Source organism: Massilia sp. IC2-476 (assembly GCF_020707295.1).
Taxonomy (GTDB): domain Bacteria; phylum Pseudomonadota; class Gammaproteobacteria; order Burkholderiales; family Burkholderiaceae_D; genus Telluria.
Genome location: NZ_JAJFER010000004.1, coordinates 379,625 through 399,789, shown reverse-complemented (window position 1 = coordinate 399,789; position 20,165 = coordinate 379,625). Strand labels below are relative to the sequence as shown.

23 protein-coding genes are annotated in these 20,165 nt (G+C 65.3%); 9 read left to right on the top strand and 14 right to left on the bottom strand.

Going from position 1 to position 20,165, the window contains the following annotated elements; genetic code table 11:
* The first annotated feature begins 59 nt into the window (after positions 1 to 59).
* The 3 genes from gshA to LK539_RS13800 are packed head-to-tail and all read left to right on the top strand — an operon-like array spanning position 60 to position 3,141.
* Complete coding sequence (gene gshA, locus LK539_RS13810; RefSeq protein WP_227801528.1) at positions 60 to 1,655, top strand: glutamate--cysteine ligase; 1,596 nt, start codon at positions 60 to 62, stop codon at positions 1,653 to 1,655.
* A 16-nt stretch (positions 1,656 to 1,671) separates the two neighbouring features.
* The gene (locus tag LK539_RS13805; RefSeq protein WP_227801527.1) at positions 1,672 to 2,652 is read left to right on the top strand and encodes a histone deacetylase family protein; all 981 of its coding nucleotides are present in this window, start codon (positions 1,672 to 1,674) and stop codon (positions 2,650 to 2,652) included.
* A 36-nt stretch (positions 2,653 to 2,688) separates the two neighbouring features.
* Complete coding sequence (locus LK539_RS13800; RefSeq protein ID WP_227801526.1) at positions 2,689 to 3,141, top strand: GNAT family N-acetyltransferase; 453 nt, start codon at positions 2,689 to 2,691, stop codon at positions 3,139 to 3,141.
* On the opposite strand, the gene LK539_RS13795 is transcribed toward LK539_RS13800, so the two are convergent.
* The 4 genes from LK539_RS13795 to LK539_RS13780 form a co-directional block, all read right to left on the bottom strand.
* Positions 3,138 to 4,133, bottom strand: a complete 996-nt coding sequence (locus LK539_RS13795) for a hypothetical protein (RefSeq protein ID WP_227801525.1) — start codon at positions 4,131 to 4,133, stop codon at positions 3,138 to 3,140. The two genes, LK539_RS13800 and LK539_RS13795, sit on opposite strands and share 4 nt — an antisense overlap.
* Before the next feature lie 88 nt (positions 4,134 to 4,221).
* Positions 4,222 to 4,419, bottom strand: a complete 198-nt coding sequence (locus LK539_RS13790; RefSeq protein WP_227801523.1) for a hypothetical protein — start codon at positions 4,417 to 4,419, stop codon at positions 4,222 to 4,224.
* A gap of 129 nt (positions 4,420 to 4,548) precedes the next feature.
* Positions 4,549 to 4,977, bottom strand: a complete 429-nt coding sequence (locus tag LK539_RS13785) for an FKBP-type peptidyl-prolyl cis-trans isomerase (protein ID WP_227801522.1) — start codon at positions 4,975 to 4,977, stop codon at positions 4,549 to 4,551.
* A 145-nt stretch (positions 4,978 to 5,122) separates the two neighbouring features.
* Positions 5,123 to 7,000, bottom strand: a complete 1,878-nt coding sequence (locus LK539_RS13780; RefSeq protein WP_227801521.1) for a potassium transporter Kup — start codon at positions 6,998 to 7,000, stop codon at positions 5,123 to 5,125.
* 166 nt (positions 7,001 to 7,166) lie between these two features.
* On the opposite strand from LK539_RS13780, the gene rarD reads away from it, so the two are divergent.
* The 3 genes from rarD to LK539_RS13765 all read left to right on the top strand — a co-directional run bounded on the left by rarD (position 7,167) and on the right by LK539_RS13765 (position 10,495).
* Complete coding sequence (rarD, locus tag LK539_RS13775; RefSeq protein ID WP_227801520.1) at positions 7,167 to 8,048, top strand: EamA family transporter RarD; 882 nt, start codon at positions 7,167 to 7,169, stop codon at positions 8,046 to 8,048.
* Positions 8,049 to 8,136: 88 nt separating this feature from the next.
* Positions 8,137 to 9,804 carry an energy-dependent translational throttle protein EttA gene (ettA, locus tag LK539_RS13770; protein WP_227801519.1) on the top strand — a complete coding sequence of 556 codons (1,668 nt, stop codon included), beginning with the start codon at positions 8,137 to 8,139 and terminating at the stop codon, positions 9,802 to 9,804.
* A gap of 157 nt (positions 9,805 to 9,961) precedes the next feature.
* Positions 9,962 to 10,495 (top strand): transposase, encoded by a 534-nt coding sequence (locus LK539_RS13765; protein ID WP_227801517.1) that lies wholly within the window; start codon positions 9,962 to 9,964, stop codon positions 10,493 to 10,495.
* 45 nt (positions 10,496 to 10,540) lie between these two features.
* Here LK539_RS13765 and LK539_RS13760 read toward each other — a convergent pair whose 3' ends face one another.
* On the bottom strand, positions 10,541 to 11,110 hold the full coding sequence (locus LK539_RS13760; RefSeq protein WP_227801516.1) for a porin family protein: 570 nt from the start codon (positions 11,108 to 11,110) through the stop codon (positions 10,541 to 10,543).
* A 174-nt stretch (positions 11,111 to 11,284) separates the two neighbouring features.
* Positions 11,285 to 11,881 carry an alpha-ketoglutarate-dependent dioxygenase AlkB gene (locus tag LK539_RS13755; RefSeq protein ID WP_227801514.1) on the bottom strand — a complete coding sequence of 199 codons (597 nt, stop codon included), beginning with the start codon at positions 11,879 to 11,881 and terminating at the stop codon, positions 11,285 to 11,287.
* 53 nt (positions 11,882 to 11,934) lie between these two features.
* Here LK539_RS13755 and LK539_RS13750 point away from each other — a divergent pair, with 53 nt between their 5' ends.
* Complete coding sequence (locus LK539_RS13750; protein WP_227801513.1) at positions 11,935 to 12,510, top strand: molybdopterin-dependent oxidoreductase; 576 nt, start codon at positions 11,935 to 11,937, stop codon at positions 12,508 to 12,510.
* A gap of 101 nt (positions 12,511 to 12,611) precedes the next feature.
* Here the strand turns inward: LK539_RS13750 and LK539_RS13745 are convergent, their stop codons facing one another.
* From LK539_RS13745 to LK539_RS13715, 7 genes are all read right to left on the bottom strand, one after another.
* A complete protein-coding gene (locus tag LK539_RS13745; protein WP_227801511.1) occupies positions 12,612 to 12,974 on the bottom strand; it encodes a hypothetical protein in 363 nt (120 codons plus the stop codon).
* A 117-nt stretch (positions 12,975 to 13,091) separates the two neighbouring features.
* Positions 13,092 to 13,469: an MAPEG family protein gene (locus LK539_RS13740; RefSeq protein WP_227801510.1), complete on the bottom strand. Its 378-nt coding sequence runs from the start codon at positions 13,467 to 13,469 to the stop codon at positions 13,092 to 13,094.
* Positions 13,470 to 13,531: 62 nt separating this feature from the next.
* Positions 13,532 to 14,362, bottom strand: a complete 831-nt coding sequence (locus tag LK539_RS13735; RefSeq protein WP_227801509.1) for a DUF2520 domain-containing protein — start codon at positions 14,360 to 14,362, stop codon at positions 13,532 to 13,534.
* 1 nt (position 14,363) lies between these two features.
* Positions 14,364 to 14,942, bottom strand: coding sequence for a DUF924 family protein (locus LK539_RS13730; RefSeq protein WP_227801508.1), 579 nt, complete (start codon positions 14,940 to 14,942; stop codon positions 14,364 to 14,366).
* 46 nt (positions 14,943 to 14,988) lie between these two features.
* Positions 14,989 to 15,732 carry an MgtC/SapB family protein gene (locus LK539_RS13725; protein ID WP_227801507.1) on the bottom strand — a complete coding sequence of 248 codons (744 nt, stop codon included), beginning with the start codon at positions 15,730 to 15,732 and terminating at the stop codon, positions 14,989 to 14,991.
* A gap of 9 nt (positions 15,733 to 15,741) precedes the next feature.
* A complete protein-coding gene (locus tag LK539_RS13720; RefSeq protein WP_227801506.1) occupies positions 15,742 to 16,008 on the bottom strand; it encodes a hypothetical protein in 267 nt (88 codons plus the stop codon).
* 1 nt (position 16,009) lies between these two features.
* Positions 16,010 to 17,827 (bottom strand): aminopeptidase P family protein, encoded by a 1,818-nt coding sequence (locus LK539_RS13715; RefSeq protein ID WP_227801505.1) that lies wholly within the window; start codon positions 17,825 to 17,827, stop codon positions 16,010 to 16,012.
* A gap of 52 nt (positions 17,828 to 17,879) precedes the next feature.
* Here LK539_RS13715 and LK539_RS13710 point away from each other — a divergent pair, with 52 nt between their 5' ends.
* Both LK539_RS13710 and LK539_RS13705 read left to right on the top strand, forming a co-directional pair.
* Entirely contained in the window at positions 17,880 to 18,326 is a 447-nt protein-coding gene (locus LK539_RS13710) for an MmcQ/YjbR family DNA-binding protein (RefSeq protein ID WP_227801503.1), read from the top strand.
* 77 nt (positions 18,327 to 18,403) lie between these two features.
* The gene (locus LK539_RS13705) at positions 18,404 to 19,030 is read left to right on the top strand and encodes a hypoxanthine-guanine phosphoribosyltransferase (RefSeq protein WP_227801502.1); all 627 of its coding nucleotides are present in this window, start codon (positions 18,404 to 18,406) and stop codon (positions 19,028 to 19,030) included.
* Positions 19,031 to 19,146: 116 nt separating this feature from the next.
* Here the strand turns inward: LK539_RS13705 and LK539_RS13700 are convergent, their stop codons facing one another.
* On the bottom strand, positions 19,147 to 20,103 hold the full coding sequence (locus tag LK539_RS13700; protein ID WP_227801500.1) for a nitronate monooxygenase family protein: 957 nt from the start codon (positions 20,101 to 20,103) through the stop codon (positions 19,147 to 19,149).
* Positions 20,104 to 20,165 lie beyond the last annotated feature (62 nt).

Genomic DNA, 20,165 nt, shown 5'->3' with positions numbered 1-20,165 from the left:
GCGTTTTTCGGTTACTCTCTGCTCCAATCCGCATTGGCAGTATAAGAAAGGAAACACCCGTGTCGAATCAACTCCAACGCCGCCTCGCCCTGCTCGACGACGACGACCACCGCGCCCTGCTCGGCCAGGGCCTGCGTGGCATCGAACGCGAAACCCTGCGCGTAGACCGGCAAGGCCACCTGGCGCGCACCCCGCACCCGGTCCAGCTCGGTTCGGCACTGACCCATCCGCAGATCACCACCGACTATGCCGAAGCCCTGCTGGAATTCATCACCCCGGCCGAGCACGACATCTCCGTGGTGCTGAACCACCTGGACGCGATCCACCGCTTCGCCCATGCGCGCCTCGACGGCGAGATGCTGTGGAGCGTGTCGATGCCGGGCGAACTGCCTTCCGAGGAAGAGATCGAGATCGGCTGGTACGGCAAGTCGAACATCGGCATGCTCAAGCACGTCTACCGCCGCGGCCTGGCGCTGCGCTACGGGAAGGCGATGCAGTGCATCTCGGGCATCCACTACAACTACTCGCTGCCGGAAAAGCTGTGGACGCTGGTGGCCGCCAGCGAAGGCATCCACGAAGAACGCCGCCATGCGCTGCGCGACTTCCAGTCCGAAAGCTACATCGCGATGATCCGCAACTTCCGCCGCTACAGCTGGCTGCTGATGTACCTGTTCGGCGCCACCCCGGCCCTGACCACCAGCTTCCTGCGCGGCCGCCCGCACGGGCTGCAGACGCTGTCCGAGGACACGCTCTACCTGCCCTACGCGACCAGCCTGCGCATGAGCGACCTCGGTTACCAGAACGATGCCCAGGCCGGCCTGCGCCCGCACGAGAACAGCCTGGAAAGCTACGTCACCAGCCTGATGGCGGCCGTGAACACGCCCTACGAGCCTTATCAGGCGCTGGGCACCAAGAGGGACGGCGAGTGGATCCAGCTGTCGACCAATGTGCTGCAGATCGAGAACGAGTACTACTCGACGATCCGCCCGAAGCGCGTGATCCGCACCGGCGAGCGCCCGGTGCAGGCGCTGTGCAACCGCGGGGTGCAGTACATCGAAGTGCGCTGCCTCGACGTCGATCCGTTCGAGCCGGTCGGCATCAGCCTGGAAACGGGCCGCTTCCTCGACGCCTTCCTGCTGTTCTGCGCCTTCGAAGAGAGTCCCCTGATCAGCGCCCACGAGGGCCAGGTCCACGCGCGCAACTTCGCCCGCACCGTCAAGGAAGGGCGCGATCCGTCCCTCACGCTCACGCGCGACGGCCTTGATGTGCCGCTGAAGGACTGGGCGCTGGAACTGGTCGAACGTATCCGCCCGGTGGCCCAGCTGCTGGACGACCAGCACAACGACGGCAACGTGCACGAATCTTCGCTCAACCTGCAGAAGGCCAAGATCATCAACCCGGACCTGACGCCGTCGGCGCGCGTGCTGGAAGAGATCCGCAGCCTCGGCTCGGCCACCGCTTTCGGCCTGCGCCAGAGCGAACTGCATGCGGCAGCGTTCCGCGACAGTCCGCTGATGCCGGCCGAGGAAGCGCTGTTCGACGAGATGGCGCGCACGTCGCTGGCCGAGCAGGCGGCGATCGAAAAGACGAATACCGGCAGCTTTGACGACTTCGTCGCGGCCTACAACAGCAGCACGCTGTGCGGCAACCACTGAACCTGGTCCTCCAGGGATGCTCACGTTCTACAACGAACACCATGCCCAGCAGGCCCCCTGCTCCGGGCCCTGGGACGAGCATCTGGATGCGCTCGCGCTGACGCTGGCGGAGTTCGAGCGGCGCGGCCTGGGCCGCATCGTGACGCCGCAGGGCGTGCCCCTGGTCTCGCTCGAGCGCGTGCACACGCCGCGCTATCTGCACTTCCTGCGCAGCGCCTGGAGCGCGTGGACGGCGCTCGATCCCGCCAACGCGCAGCGCAATTTGCTGCCCACGCTCTGGCCGGCCCACGGCGTGCCAAGCGCGCCGGAGCCGGACGACTTCTTCGCGCGCCTCGGCCTGTTCGCCTCCGACAGCGGCACGCCGATCGGCGCCGGCACCTGGCTCGCCGCCAGGACCGGCGCCGACTGCGCCATCAATGCCGCCCACGCGCTGCGGGTGGGCGAACGGGCCAGCTTCGCGCTGACCCGGCCCGGCCAGCATGCGCGCGCCGAAGGCTTCGGCGGCGGCTGCTTCCTGAACACGGCGGCGCTGGCGGCCCAGCACCTGCTGGACGACGGCCTGGGACGCGTGGCCATCCTCGACATCGCGCGCCACCATGGTGGCGGCGCGCAGGACATCTTTTATGCGCGCAGCGATGTGCTGGCCGTGTCGCTCCACCTCGACCCGCGCCAGGCCTACCCGTTCTACAGCGGGCATGCCGGCGAACAGGGTGCGGGGGCGGGGCTGGGCTACACCATGAACCTGCCCTTGGGACGCGATTGCGGCAGCGCCCAGTGGCTGGCCGCGCTGGAGACGGCCTGCGTCAAGCTGGCCATGTTCCGGCCCGAGGCGCTGGTGGTTCCGCTGGGCGGACTGGCGCAGTGCTTCGGCCTGCAGGGCGGCGACCTGCTGCGCATCGGCGAGCGCATCGCCCACCTCGACCTGCCCACGGTCTTCATGTTCGAGGGCGGCCATGGCGCCGTGCACATCCTCGAAGGCTTCGAAACCGCCGCGTGAGCGTGATACGCGCGGCTCCCAACCTATTTCATTCCCATGATCGACTGGCAGTTCACCCATTTCAACGACCTGACTACCGCCGAGCTGTACGAAGTGCTGGCCCAGCGCCAGGACGTGTTCATCCTCGAGCAGACCTGTCTCTACCCCGATATCGACGGCCTCGACCCGCAGGCCCACCACCTGCTCGGCTGGCGCACGGTCGACGGCCAGCGCCGGCTGGCGGCCTACCTGCGCGTGCTGGGTCCGGGCGTGAAGTACACCGAGATGTCGCTCGGCCGCGTCATCACCACCAAGGCCGCACGCGGCAGCGGCGCCGGGCGCGCGCTGCTGAAGGAAGGCATCGCGCGCGCCGAGGCGCTCTACCCGGGCCATCGCATCCGCATCGGCGCCCAGCAATACCTGGAACAGTTCTACCAGAGCTTCGGCTTCGAAACCGTCTCCGCACCCTACGACGAAGACGGGATCATGCACATCGACATGCTGCGCTAGCGCGCCGGCGCCAGCAGCACGGCCCGGCAGTCGCCCTCCTCGGTGCAAGCGTAGGCGGCGATCTGGCGGGCGTCGTTGATGCCGACGGCGTCCAGCACTGTCCAGATCCCGCGTTTGGCGACCAGGTCGTTCAGGTCGTGCATCACGCCGTCGCGGTAGAGGAAGGCATGCGAAAAGCTCTCGCCCGGCACATCGCTGGCGCGGGTCGAGTAGCCGACCACCATGCCGGCATTGTTCAGGGCGCGCGCCTCGGTGGTGGCGCCGCCGAAGGAGCCGAGGTCGGTCATGGCGCCGCCGCGGTACAGGAAGGCGTGCTGGACGTCGGCGTTCACGAAGCTCGTGCCGGCCACCTCGCCGCGCTCGTTGATGGCCGCGGCCGCGCTCGACGGGCCTCCCAGGGTGCCGAGGTCTTTCATGACGCCCTTCGCATACAGGAAGGCGCGCTGGGCCGTGAAGCCGCGCAGGAAGGACACCCCAACGACCGCGCCGGCCTTGTTGATCCCGGCCGCGCGTGCCACGCCGCTGCCGAGGCTGCCGATGGCGGTCATCTTGCCACCCGAATGAAGAAAGGCACGGTCATTGCCGGCGCGGTCCAGCGCATACCCGGCCACCTGGCCGCTCGCATTGATGGCGGTGCCGAAGGTCGGGCGGCCGTTCAGCATGCCGAGGTCGCGCGCCGTGCCGCCCTGGTACACGACGGCATGGGACACGCCGTTCTTCGTCTCCGAGGAACCGGCGACCTGGCCGGTCGGACTGATGGCCGCCGCCACGCTGCCATTGCCGCCAAGCGTGCCCAGGCTGCTCATGCTGCCCTGCGACCACAGGAAGCCGCGCCCGTCCGGCCCGATACCCACGATGCGCCCGCTGGCGTCGATGGCGTGCGGCGTGGTGTTGGACGGCAGGAAGCTCATCGTGTAGACGGACTGGCTATGCGCAGCGAGCGGCGCGAGGAATGAAGAGGACAGCAGGAGGGCAGGCAAGGAATAGCGCATGACGAACCTTTGATGCTTGAGTGAAGGGGACTTGCAGCATCTCGGATAGCCAACCCAGCAGGTTTGATATATATCAATGTCCAAAATCTCATCTGGACTTCTTTCGGCGACGCGGTTGCGCCGCCAGCCGGCCTGCCATGCAGACGATCACGGTCGCGAGCAATAGCCAGCCGTCGGGCTCGCCTTGCGCGGCGCGCAGCGGCAGGCAGGCGGCAACCGGCGCCACAGGCGCGGTGGCGGATGCGGAGGGCACAGCGAGGAAGAACAGCAGGAAGGGAAAGCGCATGGGCGGAGGCTGGCGGAGTCGTCGGGACTCGCAGCATCGGGCATCCAGCACGCCCGCCCACTGCGCCAGCGCAGGCGTGCACGCAAAAAAAAACCGGGTCAGCGCCCCGGTTCATTTGCCAGCAATGTCTTACTCGACCTTGGTCAGCGTGATCTCGAACACCAGGCCATTGCCTGGCGGGACGCTACCCGAACCGCGGTCGCCGTAGCCCAGGCTTGCCGGCACTTCGATGGTGCGCTTGCCGCCCACCTTCATGCCGGTGACGCCCTGCTCGAAGCCCGGGATCACGGCGTTGGTACCGAGCTTGAACGAGAAGCTGTTCGATTCGACGCGGGTGCCCTTGTGGTCGGCAGCCGACGCGCTGTACAGCCACAGGATGTAGGTCACGGTGGCGGTCTTGCCGGAAACGGCTTCGGCGCCGGTGCCGACGGTGTCGTCCTTCTTCACCAGCTGGGCCGGATTGTTCGGGTTAGGCGTACCGGAATCGCCACCGCCGCCGCAGGCGGTCAGGCTGAGAATGGCGGCGAAGGCGGCGGCGAGGAGGAACTTCAGCTTCATGAGACGGATCCTTGGGGTGGAAAGTAAAGTGCGAAAAGTTAATGCAACGTAATTTCGCACCTTACCGGAGCCGTCTCCGGGCGTCTGTCCCCCGACTGTCCGTCTTTTGTATCGATCTGTCCTTATTTGTAATGGGGTGGCAGCATCAGATCTCGACCTGGGTGCCGAGCTCGATGACCCGGTTCGGCGGAATCTGATAGTAGTCGGCAGCGGCACGCGCATTACGCGACATCATCACGTACAGGTGCTCGCGCCATGGCGCCATACCGCCGCCCGGCGCCGAGATCACGGTCTGGCGGGCGATGAAGAACGAGGTCTCCATCATCTCGAAGTTCAGGCCGAGGCCGCCGCACTGGCGCAGGATCCCCGGGATGTCCGGTTCGTCCTTGAAGCCGTACTGGACGTTGAGCTGGAAGCAGTTGTGGCCAAGCTCCACTACCTCGACCTGTTCCTCGCTCGGCACCCACGGCACCTCGCGCATGTGCACAGTCAGGAACACAACGCGTTCATGCAAGACCTTGTTGTGCGACAGGTTGTGCAGCAGGGCATGCGGTACGCCGTCGCTCTCGCCGCGCAGGAACAGGGCGGTGCCGGGCACGCGCGCGGGCGGCGCCACGAACAGCGATTCCATGAAGGCTTCCAGCGGGATCGCATGCTTTTCCAGGTTCTCGAACACCAGCTCGCGGCCGCGCTTCCAGGTCAGCATCAGGGTCAGCAGGACGGTGCCGAGCAGCAGCGGGAACCAGCCGCCATGGAACAGCTTGAGCGTGGTCGACGAGAACAGCATCACGTCGATCACCAGGAAGAAACCGGTCGCCCCCAGGCACACGGCCAAGGGCAGGCGCCAGCGGTAGCGCGTCACGAAGAAGGTCAGGATGGTGGTCGCCATCATGGTGGCGGTCACCGCGATGCCGTAGGCGCCGGCCAGTTCGTCCGAGGAACCGAAGCCGATCACCGCGATCAGCACGACGGCCAGCTGCACCCAGTTGACGGCTGGGATGTAGATCTGGCCGATCTCGCTTTCCGAGGTGTGCATGATGCGCATGCGCGGCAGCAGGCCGAGCGCGATCGCCTGCTTGGTCATCGAATACGTGCCGGAAATCGTCGCCTGCGAGGCGATGACGGCCGCCATGGTCGACAGGATTACCAGCGGAATCACGCTCCAGGTGCCGAGCTGGTGGAAGAAGGGATTCTCGACCGCGTCCGGCTGCATGATCAGGAGACCACCCTGGCCAAGATAGTTCAGCACCAGCGCAGGGAAGGCGATCATGAACCAGGCCATGCGGATCGGCCTGCGGCCGAAGTGCCCCATGTCGGCGTACAGCGCTTCGGCGCCCGTGATCGCCAGCACCACGGCGCCCAGGGCCACGAAGGCAAGCAGCTTGTTTTCCATCATGAAGCGCAGCGCATGCCATGGATTCAGGGCGTTCAGGATCACTGGCGCTTCGATGATGTTGATGATGCCCATCACGGCCAGGGTGAGGAACCAGATCAGCATGATCGGGCCGAAGAAGCGGCCGATGCCGGCGGTGCCGTGGCGCTGCACGCTGTACAGGATCACCAGCACCACCACCGCCAGCGGCACCACGTAGTGCGACATGCCGGGGGCGGCCACTTCCAGGCCCTCGATCGCGCCCAGCACCGAGATCGCCGGCGTGATCACGCTGTCGCCATAGAACATGGTGGCGCCCAGTACACCGATCACCAGCAGCGGGAAGTGCCAGCGCGAGTGTTTCGTGACGGAGTTGGTGGCCAGCGCCATCAGCGCCATGATGCCGCCTTCGCCGCGGTTGTCGGCGCGCAGCACCAGCGTGACGTACTTGAGCGAAACGATGACGGTCAGCGCCCAGAAGATCAGGGAAATGATGCCGAGGATGTTGGGGGTGGTGAGAGGAAGACCGTGCTCGTGGTCGAAGATCGCGCGCAGGGTGTACAGCGGGCTGGTGCCGATATCACCGTAGACGATGCCGATGGCAGCCAGCGTCAGCGCCGCGATGCTGCTCTTCTTGTTTTCGGAACTCAAGGTTGCACCATTGTTTCTGTTCTGGTGCGCCGCACCATAAAATAACGACAAGAAAATTGCAAGAAGATTTCGTGTTGCATCATACACCTACGCAAAAAGGCCCCGCGCCAGCAGAGATATTGCGCATCAGGGATAATGTCATCCCAGCAATCGTCTCTCTCCTCCCATGCGTTCCGGTATCCTGTCCGCCGCCCTCGCCTTCCTGTGCTGGGGTCTCTTCCCTATCTATTTCCATGCGATCGGCGAAGTGCCGCCGGCCCAGATCCTGGCGCACCGGGTGCTGTGGTCCCTCGGTTTCCTCCTGATCGTGCTGGCCTTCCGGCGCCAGTGGAAATGGCTGGCGCAGGTGCGCCAGCCGCGCGTGTTCTGGAGCTTCGTGGCTTCCGCCTTCCTGCTCTCGGCCAATTGGCTGGCCTACATCTGGGCGGTGAACAACGGCCATGTGATCGAAGCGAGCCTCGGCTACTTCATCAATCCGCTGGTGAACATCATGTTCGGCTATCTCCTGCTGAAGGAACGCATGCGTCCGGCGCAATGGGGCGCGATCGCGATCGCTGCGCTGGGCGTGGCCTGGCTGACCTGGCAGGCGGGCTCGGTGCCCTGGATCGCGCTGTTCCTGGCGGCCTCCTTCGGCGGCTACGGCCTGCTGCGCAAGACTGCGGCGCTGGGTGCGCTGGAAGGCCTCTCGTTCGAGACCATGGTGCTGTTCCCGTTCGCGGCCGCCTATGTGGCCTGGCTGACCGTCAACGGAGGCAATGCCTTCCTCGAGGTGGACTCGGATACCACCCGCGTGCTGCTGGTCGCGGCCGGCCCGATCACGGCCATCCCGCTGCTGCTGTTCGCCACCGGCGCGCGCCAGATTCCGCTCTCGATCCTCGGCCTGCTGCAGTACCTGTCGCCGACCATCCAGTTCCTGCTGGGCGTGTGGCTGTTCCAGGAACACTTCAGCAGCGACCGCCTGGTCGGCTTCGCGATGATCTGGGCCGCGCTGGCGCTGTTCGCTGGCGAAGGCCTGTGGCGCAACAGGACCGCCAGCGCCAAAACCTGATCCGGGACCGCGCGGGACACAAAAACCAGTGTCCCGCGGGACGGGTTCCGGGTATCCTGTGCACCTTAAACAACACCAGAGTCAAAGCATGGCCAATTACGTCTATACCATGAACCGCGTGGGCAAAATCGTCCCGCCAAAACGTCAAATCCTGAAAGATATTTCCCTGTCCTTCTTCCCGGGTGCGAAGATCGGCGTGCTGGGCCTGAACGGCTCGGGCAAGTCGACCCTGCTGAAGATCATGGCCGGCATCGACACCGACATCCAGGGCGAAGCGCGCCCGATGCCGGGCCTGAACATCGGCTACCTGCCGCAGGAACCGCAGCTCGATCCGGAAAAGACCGTGCGCCAGGAAGTGGAAAGCGGCCTGGGCGAAGCCTTTGAAGCGCAAGCCAAGCTGGAAGCCGTGTACGCCGCCTATGCGGAAGAAGACGCGGACTTTGACGCCCTTGCCAAGGAGCAGGAGCGCCTGGAATCGATCATCGCCGCAGCCGATGGCGGCAACCTGAACCTGCAGATGGAAATGGCTGCCGACGCGCTGCGCCTGCCGCCGTGGGACCAGAAGATCGGCGTGCTGTCCGGCGGCGAGAAGCGCCGCGTGGCGCTGTGCAAACTGCTGCTGAGCAAGCCCGACATGCTCCTGCTCGACGAACCGACCAACCACCTGGACGCCGAATCGGTCGAGTGGCTGGAACAGTTCCTGCTGCGCTTCCCGGGCACCGTGGTGGGCATCACCCACGACCGCTACTTCCTGGACAACGCCGCCGAATGGATCCTGGAACTGGACCGCGGTTCGGGCATCCCATGGAAGGGCAATTACTCGTCGTGGCTGGACCAGAAGCAGGCACGCCTGAAGCAGGAAGAAGCGACCGAATCGGCACGCCAAAAGGCGCTGGCCAAGGAACTGGAATGGGCGCGCCAGAATCCGAAGGCACGCCAGGCCAAGTCCAAGGCCAGGTTGGCCCGCTTCAATGAACTGAGCGAATACGAATACCAGAAGCGCAACGAGACCCAGGAGATCTTTATCCCTGTGGCTGAGCGCCTGGGCAATGAAGTCATCGAGTTCAAGAACGTCTCGAAAGCCTTCGGCGACCGCCTGCTGATCGACAACCTGTCCTTCACCGTGCCGCCGGGTGCGATCGTCGGCATCATCGGCCCGAACGGCGCCGGTAAGTCGACCCTGTTCAAGATGATCGCGGGCAAAGAGCAGCCGGACAGCGGCGAAGTCGTGATCGGCAAGACCGCCAAGGTCTCGCTGGTCGACCAGAGCCGCGACGAACTGGCCAACAACAAGACCGTGTTCGACGACGTCTCCGGCGGCGCCGACATGCTGAGCGTGGGCCGCTTCGAAATGCCCTCGCGCGCCTATCTGGGCCGCTTCAACTTCAAGGGTTCGGACCAGCAGAAGGTGGTCGGCAACCTGTCGGGCGGTGAACGCGGCCGCCTGCACCTGGCCAAGACCCTGCTCCAGGGCGGCAACGTCCTGCTGCTGGACGAACCGTCGAACGACCTGGACGTGGAAACCCTGCGCGCCCTGGAAGACGCCCTGCTCGAGTTCGCCGGCAGCGTGATGGTGATCTCGCACGATCGCTGGTTCCTGGACCGTATCGCGACCCACATCCTGGCCTTCGAAGGCAATTCGCAAGTGACCTTCTTCGATGGTAACTACCAGGAATACGAAGCCGACAAGAAGAAGCGCCTCGGCGAAGAGGGCGCGAAACCGAAGCGCATCCGCTACAAGCCGCTCACGACCTAAGCCCTTGTTTCGTAATGGAAAGCCCCGCATCGCGGGGCTTTTTTTTATTCGCGGAAACGGAACGCAGGTTTGCAAAAGTCGTGTGTAGAATCGTCGCGTTTAGGCCTGTAGGCCAGGGATCTGCGCTGCCGTTCTGCGGCCTGCGCTGACAGTGCTTATGATTGATTACCGCAACAACCGCGTCCCGGGCGGGACCTTCTTCTTCACGGTGCGCCTGCTCGAACGGGGAAGCACCCTGCTGACAGACCATATCTCCGCCTTCGGCGAAGCCATGCGCCTGGCGCGCGTGCGCAAGCCCTTCCACGTCGATGCCTGGGCGGTCCTGCCGGACCACGCGCATGCGATGTGGACGCTGCCACCAGGCGACCACGACTGTTCCAGCCGTTGGCGCGCAGTCAAGATTGCCTTTTCCAAGGCCTTGCGCAAATCCGCCATGCCGGATGCCAACGAAGGCGCGATCTGGGAGCGCCATTACCAGCACTACCGCGTCGGCGACGACCACGAATACGCGGCGCTGGTCGACTATACCCACACCGATGCGGTACGCCATGGCTTCTGCAGCCATCCGCGCGAATGGCCCTGGTCCTCGCTGCACCGCTTCATCAGCGCCGGGCACGAGGCGCCGGCGCCGGAGCTGATCGTGCCGCCGTGGATACACCGGCCGCAACCGAACGGGTTTGCCCGCTTGTAAAAACAAAAGGCCCCGCAGGGCCTTTTGTTCTGATGACAGAAACGCTTAGAAAGCGTACTTCGCACCGATGGTGAACACATCGGCCTTGGCGCCGAAATCCTTGCTCTTGCCATAGCGCTCGTATTCGCCGATCAGCGACACGTTCTCGTTGATCTTGTACTCCGCGCCGACTGCGCCATAGGCTTCGGTCTTGCTGCGGCTCATGCTAGCGTTGACGAGCTCGAGTTCGTTCTTGACGCGGGTGGCGCCCAGCTTGCCGTACACCGAGAACTGCTCGTTCACCGGCATGCTTGCCTTGGCGGCCAGGTAGAAGGCATGGCCTTCGGTCTCGCCTCGGTTGTTCACGCCGCCGATCGAATAGTTGACGTCCGACTTGCGGAAGTCCGTATAGCCCGCCTCGACACCCCAGGTCTGGTTGAACTCGTAGCCGCCGAAGAGCTTGCCGGAAGCCTTGTAGCCTTCGGTGTCGACATTCGTAGCGCCGGACAGCTTGAAGTCGTGGTCGGCGCTGGCAATACCGGCGCCGACATAGGCGCGCGGGGCGGTGGTGGTCTGGGCCTGGGCAGCCGACATGGCGGCTGCGGATGCGATCAATACAGCGACAAGCTTCTTCATTACGCGAATCCTTTACTTGACTGGTTCGCGATTCCCATCGAATCGCGATGTAGCCAAGATAGCATTCAGGTTTCTTAATTAAAGGCCCAGAACCCGTAAAAACTGTAAGCAGATGTAACTTAATGACCGAAGAGTTAGATATTTTATAAAAAGATCATGAAAAATCGATGCTGCTTACACGATGTTCCTGAAAGTTAGATTAAGGCGAGAGCCAGTGGGTTTGGCGGTTTTGTTGATTCCATGCATCCAATTGGCCTGCATCCGCCCCGCCATGAACAGCAGGCTACCGTTGGTCAGCGGCAGCTTCAGGGTCTCTTTCGTGAGCTTGTGACGCAGAATGAAAGGTCGGGTCGCGCCGAAGCTGACCGAGGCGATCGCCGGCTCAAGGCCCAGCTCGGGCTCGTCGTCGCTGTGCATGCCCATGCTGTCGCGGCCATCGCGGTAATAGTTCAGCAGCACACTGTTGTAGCGCCGGCCAGTCGCCTCTTCGGCGGCCAGGCGGATGGTGTCGAGCAGCGGCGTGAACGGCAGCGGCGCCAGGCTCAGGCCCGAATAGCGGTAGCCCTTCTCGCCATGCCAGGCGCTGAGGCGCGGTTGCAGGTGACGCTTGCCGTAGACGACCACGGTTTCCTCGCGCCAGTCGGTTTCGGCAATCAAACGCGCCAGCACCTCCTCGTTCGGCCAAGGCAGCGGCAGCTGGGGGAGAAAGGCGAGTTCGCCGTCGCGGATCGGGATCGGCGTCAGATCGGTAGCTGGGGCGAATAAGTCCATTGTGCAATGTTTATGGCTATGATGAGGCTTTCCCCTCACCCCATCATTTTCGCATGGACAAACGTCATTTCTTGGGCGCGGCACTGGCGTCAAGCACCCTGCCCGCGCTGGCGGCCACTCGAAAGACAGCGAGCGGCCCTACCCTGCTCACGATCACCGGGGCCATCGAACGCAGCAACCGCGGTGCGCTCGACCCGGTGCGCGACCAGATGATGTTCAAGCAGAAGCTGGCGTTCACCCGGGCGCTGGCGCTGGACTTCGCGGCGCTCGCCGCCCTGCCGGCGCGCACGATCCGGCCAACCCTCGAATACGACGGCAAGCCGCATGCCCTGCGCGGGCCGCTGTTGACGGACGTGCTGGCACTGGGCGGCGCGCGGCCGGCAGACCATGCGAAGGTCCTGCTGCGGGCGGTGGATGGCTATGCGGCGGCGGTCCCCATGGGCCAGCTGCGGGCCTGGGGCTTCATCGTGGCGACGCACCTGGACGGCCAGCCGATGGCGCTCGGCGGGCTGGGACCCTTATGGGCGGTATACGACGCCGACCGCGTGCCGGAAATGGCGGCGCGGAAGGTCACGGAACGCTTCGGAGCCTGCCCCTGGGCGCTGTACCACATCGAGGTACAGCCTTAAAGCGCTTGGCAAAACCCCGAGGGCAAGGCGCATCTTCGAAGACAGTACGCCAGTACGGCGAGACGATGCAACGCAGCCATCGGGGGAATTGCCGGGCGCGTTCAAGCGTAGGCTTCGGCCAGGCTCATGACGCGCGGGGTCACGGTGATGCCGACGTTGCCGAACAGCGTTTCGATCGCGGCCAGGTTGGCCTGGCATTCCTCGGCCTTCCAGCCGTTGAACAGATCGGTGCCATCCTTCTGGAAGTGCAGGTCCAGCACCTTGCCCTTGTCCTTGTGGACATAGCTCTGCTGGTGGATATTCTTGAAGCCGAGTTCGGCCAGACCCGCCAGCACGGACTGCGGCGGATTGTCCGGATCGGTGGCCAGGAAAACACCGAAGGTCTTGCCGGGCGGTTTTGCGGCGACGTCGATATCGTAAATACCCGGGGCCTTGGTGACGCTGGTGCTCTTCAGGAACAGCATGTTCTCTCCTTATCCTCTTACCTGCTTCGAACGCAGATGGATCGGTTTGTATTGATCAGCAGCCTAGCTTATTGCTCTCTGGGAACTTTGTCGATCTTTGTCTGCACTTTTTTGGGTTTAGCGCAGCAATAGCCCCCAAACAGTGCCGCCAATTAACAACGCACAAGCCAACATCCCTGTAATAAAGCCAACTTCCCGCTTTGCCGGATCACGGTAATAGCCCAGCGCATAGGCGATCCGGCCCAGGCACCACAGCATGCCCCCAAGCGCCGCCCAGACGTCGCCCAAATAATAGGCACACATCCACAACGGCACCAGCAACAGGGGCAACTGCTCGAGCGTATTGGCTTGCACCCGCTGGCAGCGCTGGAACTCTTCCGGGCCATCCATGATGGGCGCCGGAATGTCGTGGCGGATGCGGGCGCGGCCGGCGTTCACGCCGGTCCAGAAATACACGCCGAGTGCGGCCAGGGTGGCCCAGGCAGTCAAGAACATCGAAAATCCTGTGAATAAAGTGGGGATAAAGCCGGGATAAGACAGGGATAAAACGGGATAAGTCAGCCTTCACCGCGCTTGCGCCGCGCCAGCTCGGCGGTCGGCGGCACCAGTGCTTCGTACAGCTGGCCGGTGGCCGGGTCCCAGCGCGTGACGGCCTCCTGCTGGCGCGCCACGGTGGCGAAGTCGCCGCGCGCGACCGGGCCGCTGAGGGCTGCTTCAGGACCCAGGCGGAACACATTGGCCAGGGTTTCGCTGGCCAGCGGCCGCGCCAGTTCGCGCGCGACCTCCGGCGGCACGCCGGCAGCCTGGTAGGCGCGCAGCGCGGCGTCGAGCACCGTCACCAGGTAATTCGACGCGAACACGGCGGCCGCGTGGTAGACCGTCTTGGCGGCGGGATCGATGCGCACGGTGCGCGCGCCGATCGCGGCGAAGGCCGGCTCCAGCACGGCCAGGGCCTGCGGGTCGCCCTCGATGCCGCAGAAGGTGCCGGTGAAGGTCCCTGCAACCGCTTCCGGGTCGGCAAAGCTGCGGATCGGGTGCACGCTGGCGACAAAGGCGCCGGCTTCGCGCGCCGGCTGCAGTTCGCTGGAGGCCTTGGCGCCGCTGCAGTGGAACACCACGGCGCCTGTAAAGTGGCCGTCTCGCGCCAGCGCTTCACAGGCAGGTACGATGGCGTCGTCGCCCACCGCCAGCATCCACACCTGCGCGGGACGCATCCGCACCAAGGTGTCGCAGGCGCTGCCGGCGCCGATGAAAGCGACGGCCTCACGCGCACTGTCCGGGCTGCGGGTCAGCACGTCCTGCACGGCGAACGTGCCGGTGGCCGCGAACAGGCGCCCCAGCGCGCGGCCGACGTGGCCGGCGCCGACCAGGTTCAGCGTCGGACTCACGTCAGAAGCTGGAGCCGGGCAGCTCGAGGAAGGCCAGTTCTTCCAGCGTGGAGGCGCGGCCGAGGATGGCGTTACGGTGCGGGAAGCGGCCGAAGCGGGCGATCACGCCGCGGTGACGGTGCGCATAGTCGAGCGCTTCACCGAAGCCTTCGTGCTGGCCAGCCAGTTCGGTGAACAGGCTCACGCACTGCGCCTGCATGTGCGCGTCTTCCGCGTGCTCGAAGGGCATGTAGACGAACTGGCGCTCGACGGGTGCCAGCGCCAGGTGTTCGCTGGAATCCACCAGCTGGCGCGCATTGGCCAGTGCCAGCGTGTCGCCGGCAAAGGATTCCGGCTTGCCGCGGAAGGCATTGCGGGTGAACTGGTCGAGCACGATGATGCGCGCCAGCGTGCCGCGCGGTCCCAGCTCGTCCCACTCGCGCAGCCCGCCCGCCAGCGCCTGGCTGATCAAGGCGCCGAAGCGCTCGCGCAGGCCGGCATCGAAGGCTTCGTCCTTGCGGAACCATTCGACCCGCTGCTTCCCGTGGCCTTCAGCGCCCTCAGGAAGGAACCAGAAATCGAGAACGTCTTGTGCTTGCATTGATGAACCCCAGTAATGAATAGCGAAGCTTATTATTGTTATTTACTTAATTGCGGGCGTGCGAGAGCTGGAAGGCTTCCAGGCCTTCGAAGGCGGCCAGCTCGTCGGCCAGCTCGGACAGCGAGGCCCCGCTTTTCCTCGACAGGGCCAGCGCCACGAAGCGCCATTCCTGGCGCCCTTCGTCGCTGCTGATGGTCAGCGAGCTGCCGGCGATCTCGTAGCCGCGCTCGAGCGCCGCCGTGCGCAGCACGTCTTCGCGCGGGAAGACCTGCGGCTTGAAGCGCATGCGCACCGCCACCGCGTGACGCGACGGCAGGATGGTTTCCAGGCGGTTCAGGTAGATCATGATCATGCCCGAGAAAAAGGCCAGGCCCATCGCCGCCAGGTAGAAGCCGACGCCGACCAGGATGCCGATCGCGGACGAAGCCCAGATCGAAGCAGCCGTCGTCAGGCCGCTGATGTTGAAACCTTCGCGCATGATGACGCCGGCGCCGAGGAAGCCGATGCCGGTCACCACGCCCTGGATGATGCGGGTCGGGTCGACCGGCGCCAGCACGCCGCCATGGCCGCCGTACCAGAAGTCCGGGTAGCCGGCCAGGATGGTCAGCGCGGCCGAGGCCATGCACACCAGGCCATAGGTGCGCATGCCGGCAGCGCGGCCATGGTAGGCCCGTTCATAGCCGACCAGCAGGCCGAGCGCCAGCGCGCCGGCCAGGTGCAGCAGGATCAGGCCATTGGTGAAGATGCTGGATTCGGACCAGTACGCCCCGAGGAGTTGGTTGGAAGGCATAAGAGGCTGTTACGCTCCCGGCTTCTTGCGAACCAGCTGCTTTTCGAAGGCCTCGTCGTGCTTGCTGATGCGCTTGACCTCCTGCGGACCGAGGCCATTCACGAAGGCGACGAATTCGTCCAGCTCCATGGGCGCGTTCAGGGCCGGGGCGCCCGGCGCTTCCGCCAGGTAGAACAGGCCGTCGCCGGTGCGCGCCATCGAATACGCGGCGTTGCCGGTGCGTTTTTTCAGGCGCTCGACGGCGGCGCTGGCGCGGGTGGATCGGGAGCTCGCCATGTTAGAAGGCCTCCGTGCGCTTGATCAGCCAGTCGCGCGCCGCGCCCTGCACATGCGGTTCGAGGCGCGCGCGCACCATCGCGTGGTAGGCGTTCAGCCACGCGATCTCGTCTTCGCGCAGCAGCGCGCGGTCGATCGGGCGGGTATCGATCGGGCACAGGGTCAGGGTTTCGAAGCCCAGGTACTCGCCGAACTCGGTGGTGTCGACCACCTGGTTCAGCACCAGGTTCTCGATGCGGATGCCCCAGCGTCCCGGACGGTAGATGCCCGGCTCGATCGAGGTGATCATGCCCGGCTCCATCGCGGTGTGCGGGTCCGGCGGCACGGCTGGCGAAATCGTCTGCGGGCCCTCGTGCACGTTCAGGAAGTAGCCGACGCCGTGGCCGGTGCCGTGGCCGTAGTCGATGCCGGCGGCCCAGATCGGCGCACGTGCGATTGCGTCCAGCAGCGGCGCGCGGGTGCCGCGCGGGAAGCGGGTCGAGGACAGGTTGATCAGGCCCTTGAGCACCAGCGTGTAGTCGCGCTTCTGCGCATCGGAAGGGGTGCCGACCGGGATCACGCGCGTGATGTCGGTGGTGCCGCCCAGGTATTGGCCGCCCGAGTCGATCAAGAGCAGGCCGTCACCCTCGATGACCGCGCAGCTTTCTTGCGAGGCGCGGTAGTGCATGATCGCGCCGTTGCTGTTGAAGCCGGCGATGGTCGAGAAGCTCGGGCTGATGAAGTTCGGTCGGCGTGCGCGTGCGGCCGTGATGTGGGTGTCGATCGCCACTTCGTCGAGTGGTGCGCGGCCGGCGTCTTCCAGCAGCGGCTCGAGCATTGCAAAGAATTCGCACAGGGCCGCGCCGTCCTGCTCCATCGCGGCGCGCACGTTGACGGCTTCGCTGTCCAGCTTGCGCGACTTGGCGAAAGTGGTCGGGTTGATCGCTTCGGCCACGTTCACGCCCTGGGCGACGGCCGCGCGCATGCCGGCGGTGACGCGGCGCGGGTCGAGCAGCAGCGTTGCGCCATCCGGCAGCGCGGCCAATGCGGTGGCGGCGTTCGCATACGGCGCCAGGTGGACGCCGTCGGATTCCAGGCGCGCGCGCACGTCCGCCGGCACCTTGCCCTCGCCCACGAACAGGGTGGCGTCGGCGCGGCCGATCAGCGCGTGCGCCAGGAACACCGGATTGAAGCTGACGTCGGCGCCGCGCAGATTGAACAGATAGGCGATATCGTCGAGCGTCGAGATGAAGTGGTAGCCGGCGCCGTGCTGCTCCATGGCGGCGCGGGTGGCGGCCAGCTTGTCGGCACGGCTCATGGTCGCATACGGCGGCAGGTGCTCGAACACCGGGTCGGACGGCAGCGCCGGGCGATCCTGCCAGACTTCGTCGAGCAAATCGATGTCGGTACGCAGACGGATGTTCTTGGCCGCCAGCGCATCGGCCAGCAGGCGCGCACCGGCCAGGCCGAGCACCCGCGCATCGACGGCAACGGTCTGTCCTGCCGACAGGTTCGCAGCCAGCCAGTCCACGTGCATCTGGCTGGCGGCGCCGGGGATCTTCATCAGGGCAATCTCGCTGCCGGCCAGCTCGCTCTCGGCCTGGGTCCAGTAGCGGCCATCGGTCCACACGCCGGCGAAGTCGCGGGTGGCGATGAAGGTGCCGACCGAACCGGTGAAGCTTGAAATCCACTCCCTGCCCTTCCAGTGGCCGGGCAGGTATTCCGACAGGTGCGGGTCGCTCGACGGCACGAGGTAAGCGTCGATGCCGGCGCGCGCCATCGCGCTGCGCAGCCGGGCAAGCTTGTCGGCACGGGCTTGTTCGAATTCGGGAGTGGACATGGCTTGGTCATTCAGGTTGTTATCCAAGCCACGTATGATACGCCGCAATGCCATGACGTGGCGCGTCGCCTTATTGCGTTATGACATCATCCGCTACAATGTCATCAACACGATCAAGTTGACCGGCAGCCAGCCGGCGCAGGAGACGGACATGGATTTCGAAGCGGCCAAGCGGCTGTGCCGCAGCTTCCCCGGCTGTACCGAGGACACCAAGTGGGACCACGACACCGTGTTTTCGGTCGGGGCCAGGATGTTCGCGGTGACCAACAAGGACGGTCCTTCGCAAGGCTTCAGCCTGAAGGCGGACGACGAACGCTTCCTGGAACTGACCGACCGGCCCGGCATCAATCCGGCCCCCTATCTGGCGCGCGCCAAGTGGGTGTTCGTGACGCCGGAGGCCCAACTGGACGACGCGGAATTCGCCGGGCTGCTGCGCCGTTCCTACGAACTCGTGTTCGCCAAGCTCACCCGCAAGCTGCAACGTGACATAGCCGGCTGATCCCAACAGAAACGCGCCCGCCGACCCGATTGGCGCATAATCTGCACCGCCATCTTTACACCAGAAGACAGAACGACATGCAAGACTACCACCATGACCGCGCCCGCGCGCTGCTCGCCAACGCTACCCAGATCGTCACCCCGGAACAAGTGCAGGCCGCGGTGAAGCGCGTCGCCGACGAACTGAACGCGCGTTTCGGCGCCCCCGACAACAAGGCCTTCCCGCTGGTGCTGGGCGTGATGGGCGGCGCCGTGGTCTTCACCGGCAACCTGCTGCCGCAGCTGAACTTCCCGCTCGAATTCGACTACATCCACGTCAGCCGCTACGGCGACGCCGACCGCGGCGGCCAGATCGTGTGGAAAGTCATCCCGCGCCAGGACGTCACCGGCCGCACCATCGTGGTGGTCGACGACATCCTCGACGAAGGCGAGACCCTGGCCCACGTCAAGCAGCGCCTGCTCGACATGGGCGCGGCCGAAGTGATCGTCGCGGTCTTCGCCGACAAGGACCTCAAGCGCGCCAAGCCGATCAAGGCCGACCTGGTGGGCCTGACGCTGCCGAACGAATTCGTGGTCGGCTTCGGCATGGACGTGTACAACTACTGGCGCAACCTGCCGGGGCTGTGGTCGATCAACCAGGATGACCTGAGCGCGGCGGAGCCGGAGCCGGAGTTTCCGGTGCCGGATGCGAAGCGCCTGGATTAATCTGTAGGGTGGGCAGGTTTCCTGCCCACGCGGTCAACCGGCTGCAAGATCGTCGAGCACGGTGTTTCACCCTCTAACTATCACCGCGTGGGCGGCAGAGCCGCCCACCCTACGGTTCAGCGAATTGCCAGGCGTTCGCGCGCCGCGGCATATTCGGCCTTGAGCCGCTCCACCATCTCGGCCACGGTCGGCACGTCGTCCATCAGGCCCACGCCCTGGCCCGCGCCCCAGATGTCGCGCCAGGCCTTGGCGCTGCCGCCGCCGAAGCTCATCTTGCTCTTGTCCGATTCCGGCAGGTTGTCCGGATCCAGCCCGGCCGCGACGATCGACTTCTTCAGGTAGTTGCCATGCACGCCGGTGAACAGGTTGGTGTACACCACGTCCGCCGCGCTCGATTCGACGATCGCATCGCGGTAGGCGTCGGTGACGTTCGATTCCTTGGTCGCCAGCCAGCGCGAGCCGATGTAGGCGAAGTCGGCGCCCATGGCCTGGGCCGCGAGGATCGCGTCGCCCGTGGCGATCGAGCCGGACAGCGCGACCGGCCCCTGGAAGAACTTGCGCACCTCGCCCACCAGCGCGAACGGCGATAGCGCGCCCGCATGGCCGCCGGCGCCGGCCGCCACCAGGATCAGGCCGTCCACGCCCGCCTCCAGCGCCTTTTGCGCGTGGCGGATCGAGACCACGTCGTGCAGCACGATGCCGCCGTAGGCGTGCACGGCGTCGAGCATCTCCTTCGGCGGCGCGCGCAGCGAGGAAATGATGATCGGCACCTGGTGCTTCACGCACACCTCGATGTCGTGCGCCAGCCGGTCGTTCGAGGCATGCACGATCTGGTTCACGGCGATCGGCCCCACCTTCTTGCCCGGATTGGCGGCCCCGTAGTCGGCCAGTTCGCGCTGCAGGTCGGTCAGCCAGGTGTCGAGCAGCTCGGCCGGGCGCGCGTTCAGGGCGGGGAAGGAACCGACGATGCCGGCCTTGCACTGGGCCGCCACCAGCGCGGGGCCGCTGGCGATGAACATCGGCGAGGCGATCACGGGAAGGGACAGGTCTTGCAACACGGGTGGCAGCGTCATGGAAGGCTCTCGGTTGTCGGTTGATGGAACACGGTGGAGGGCATTATGCCGTGAAAAAAGAA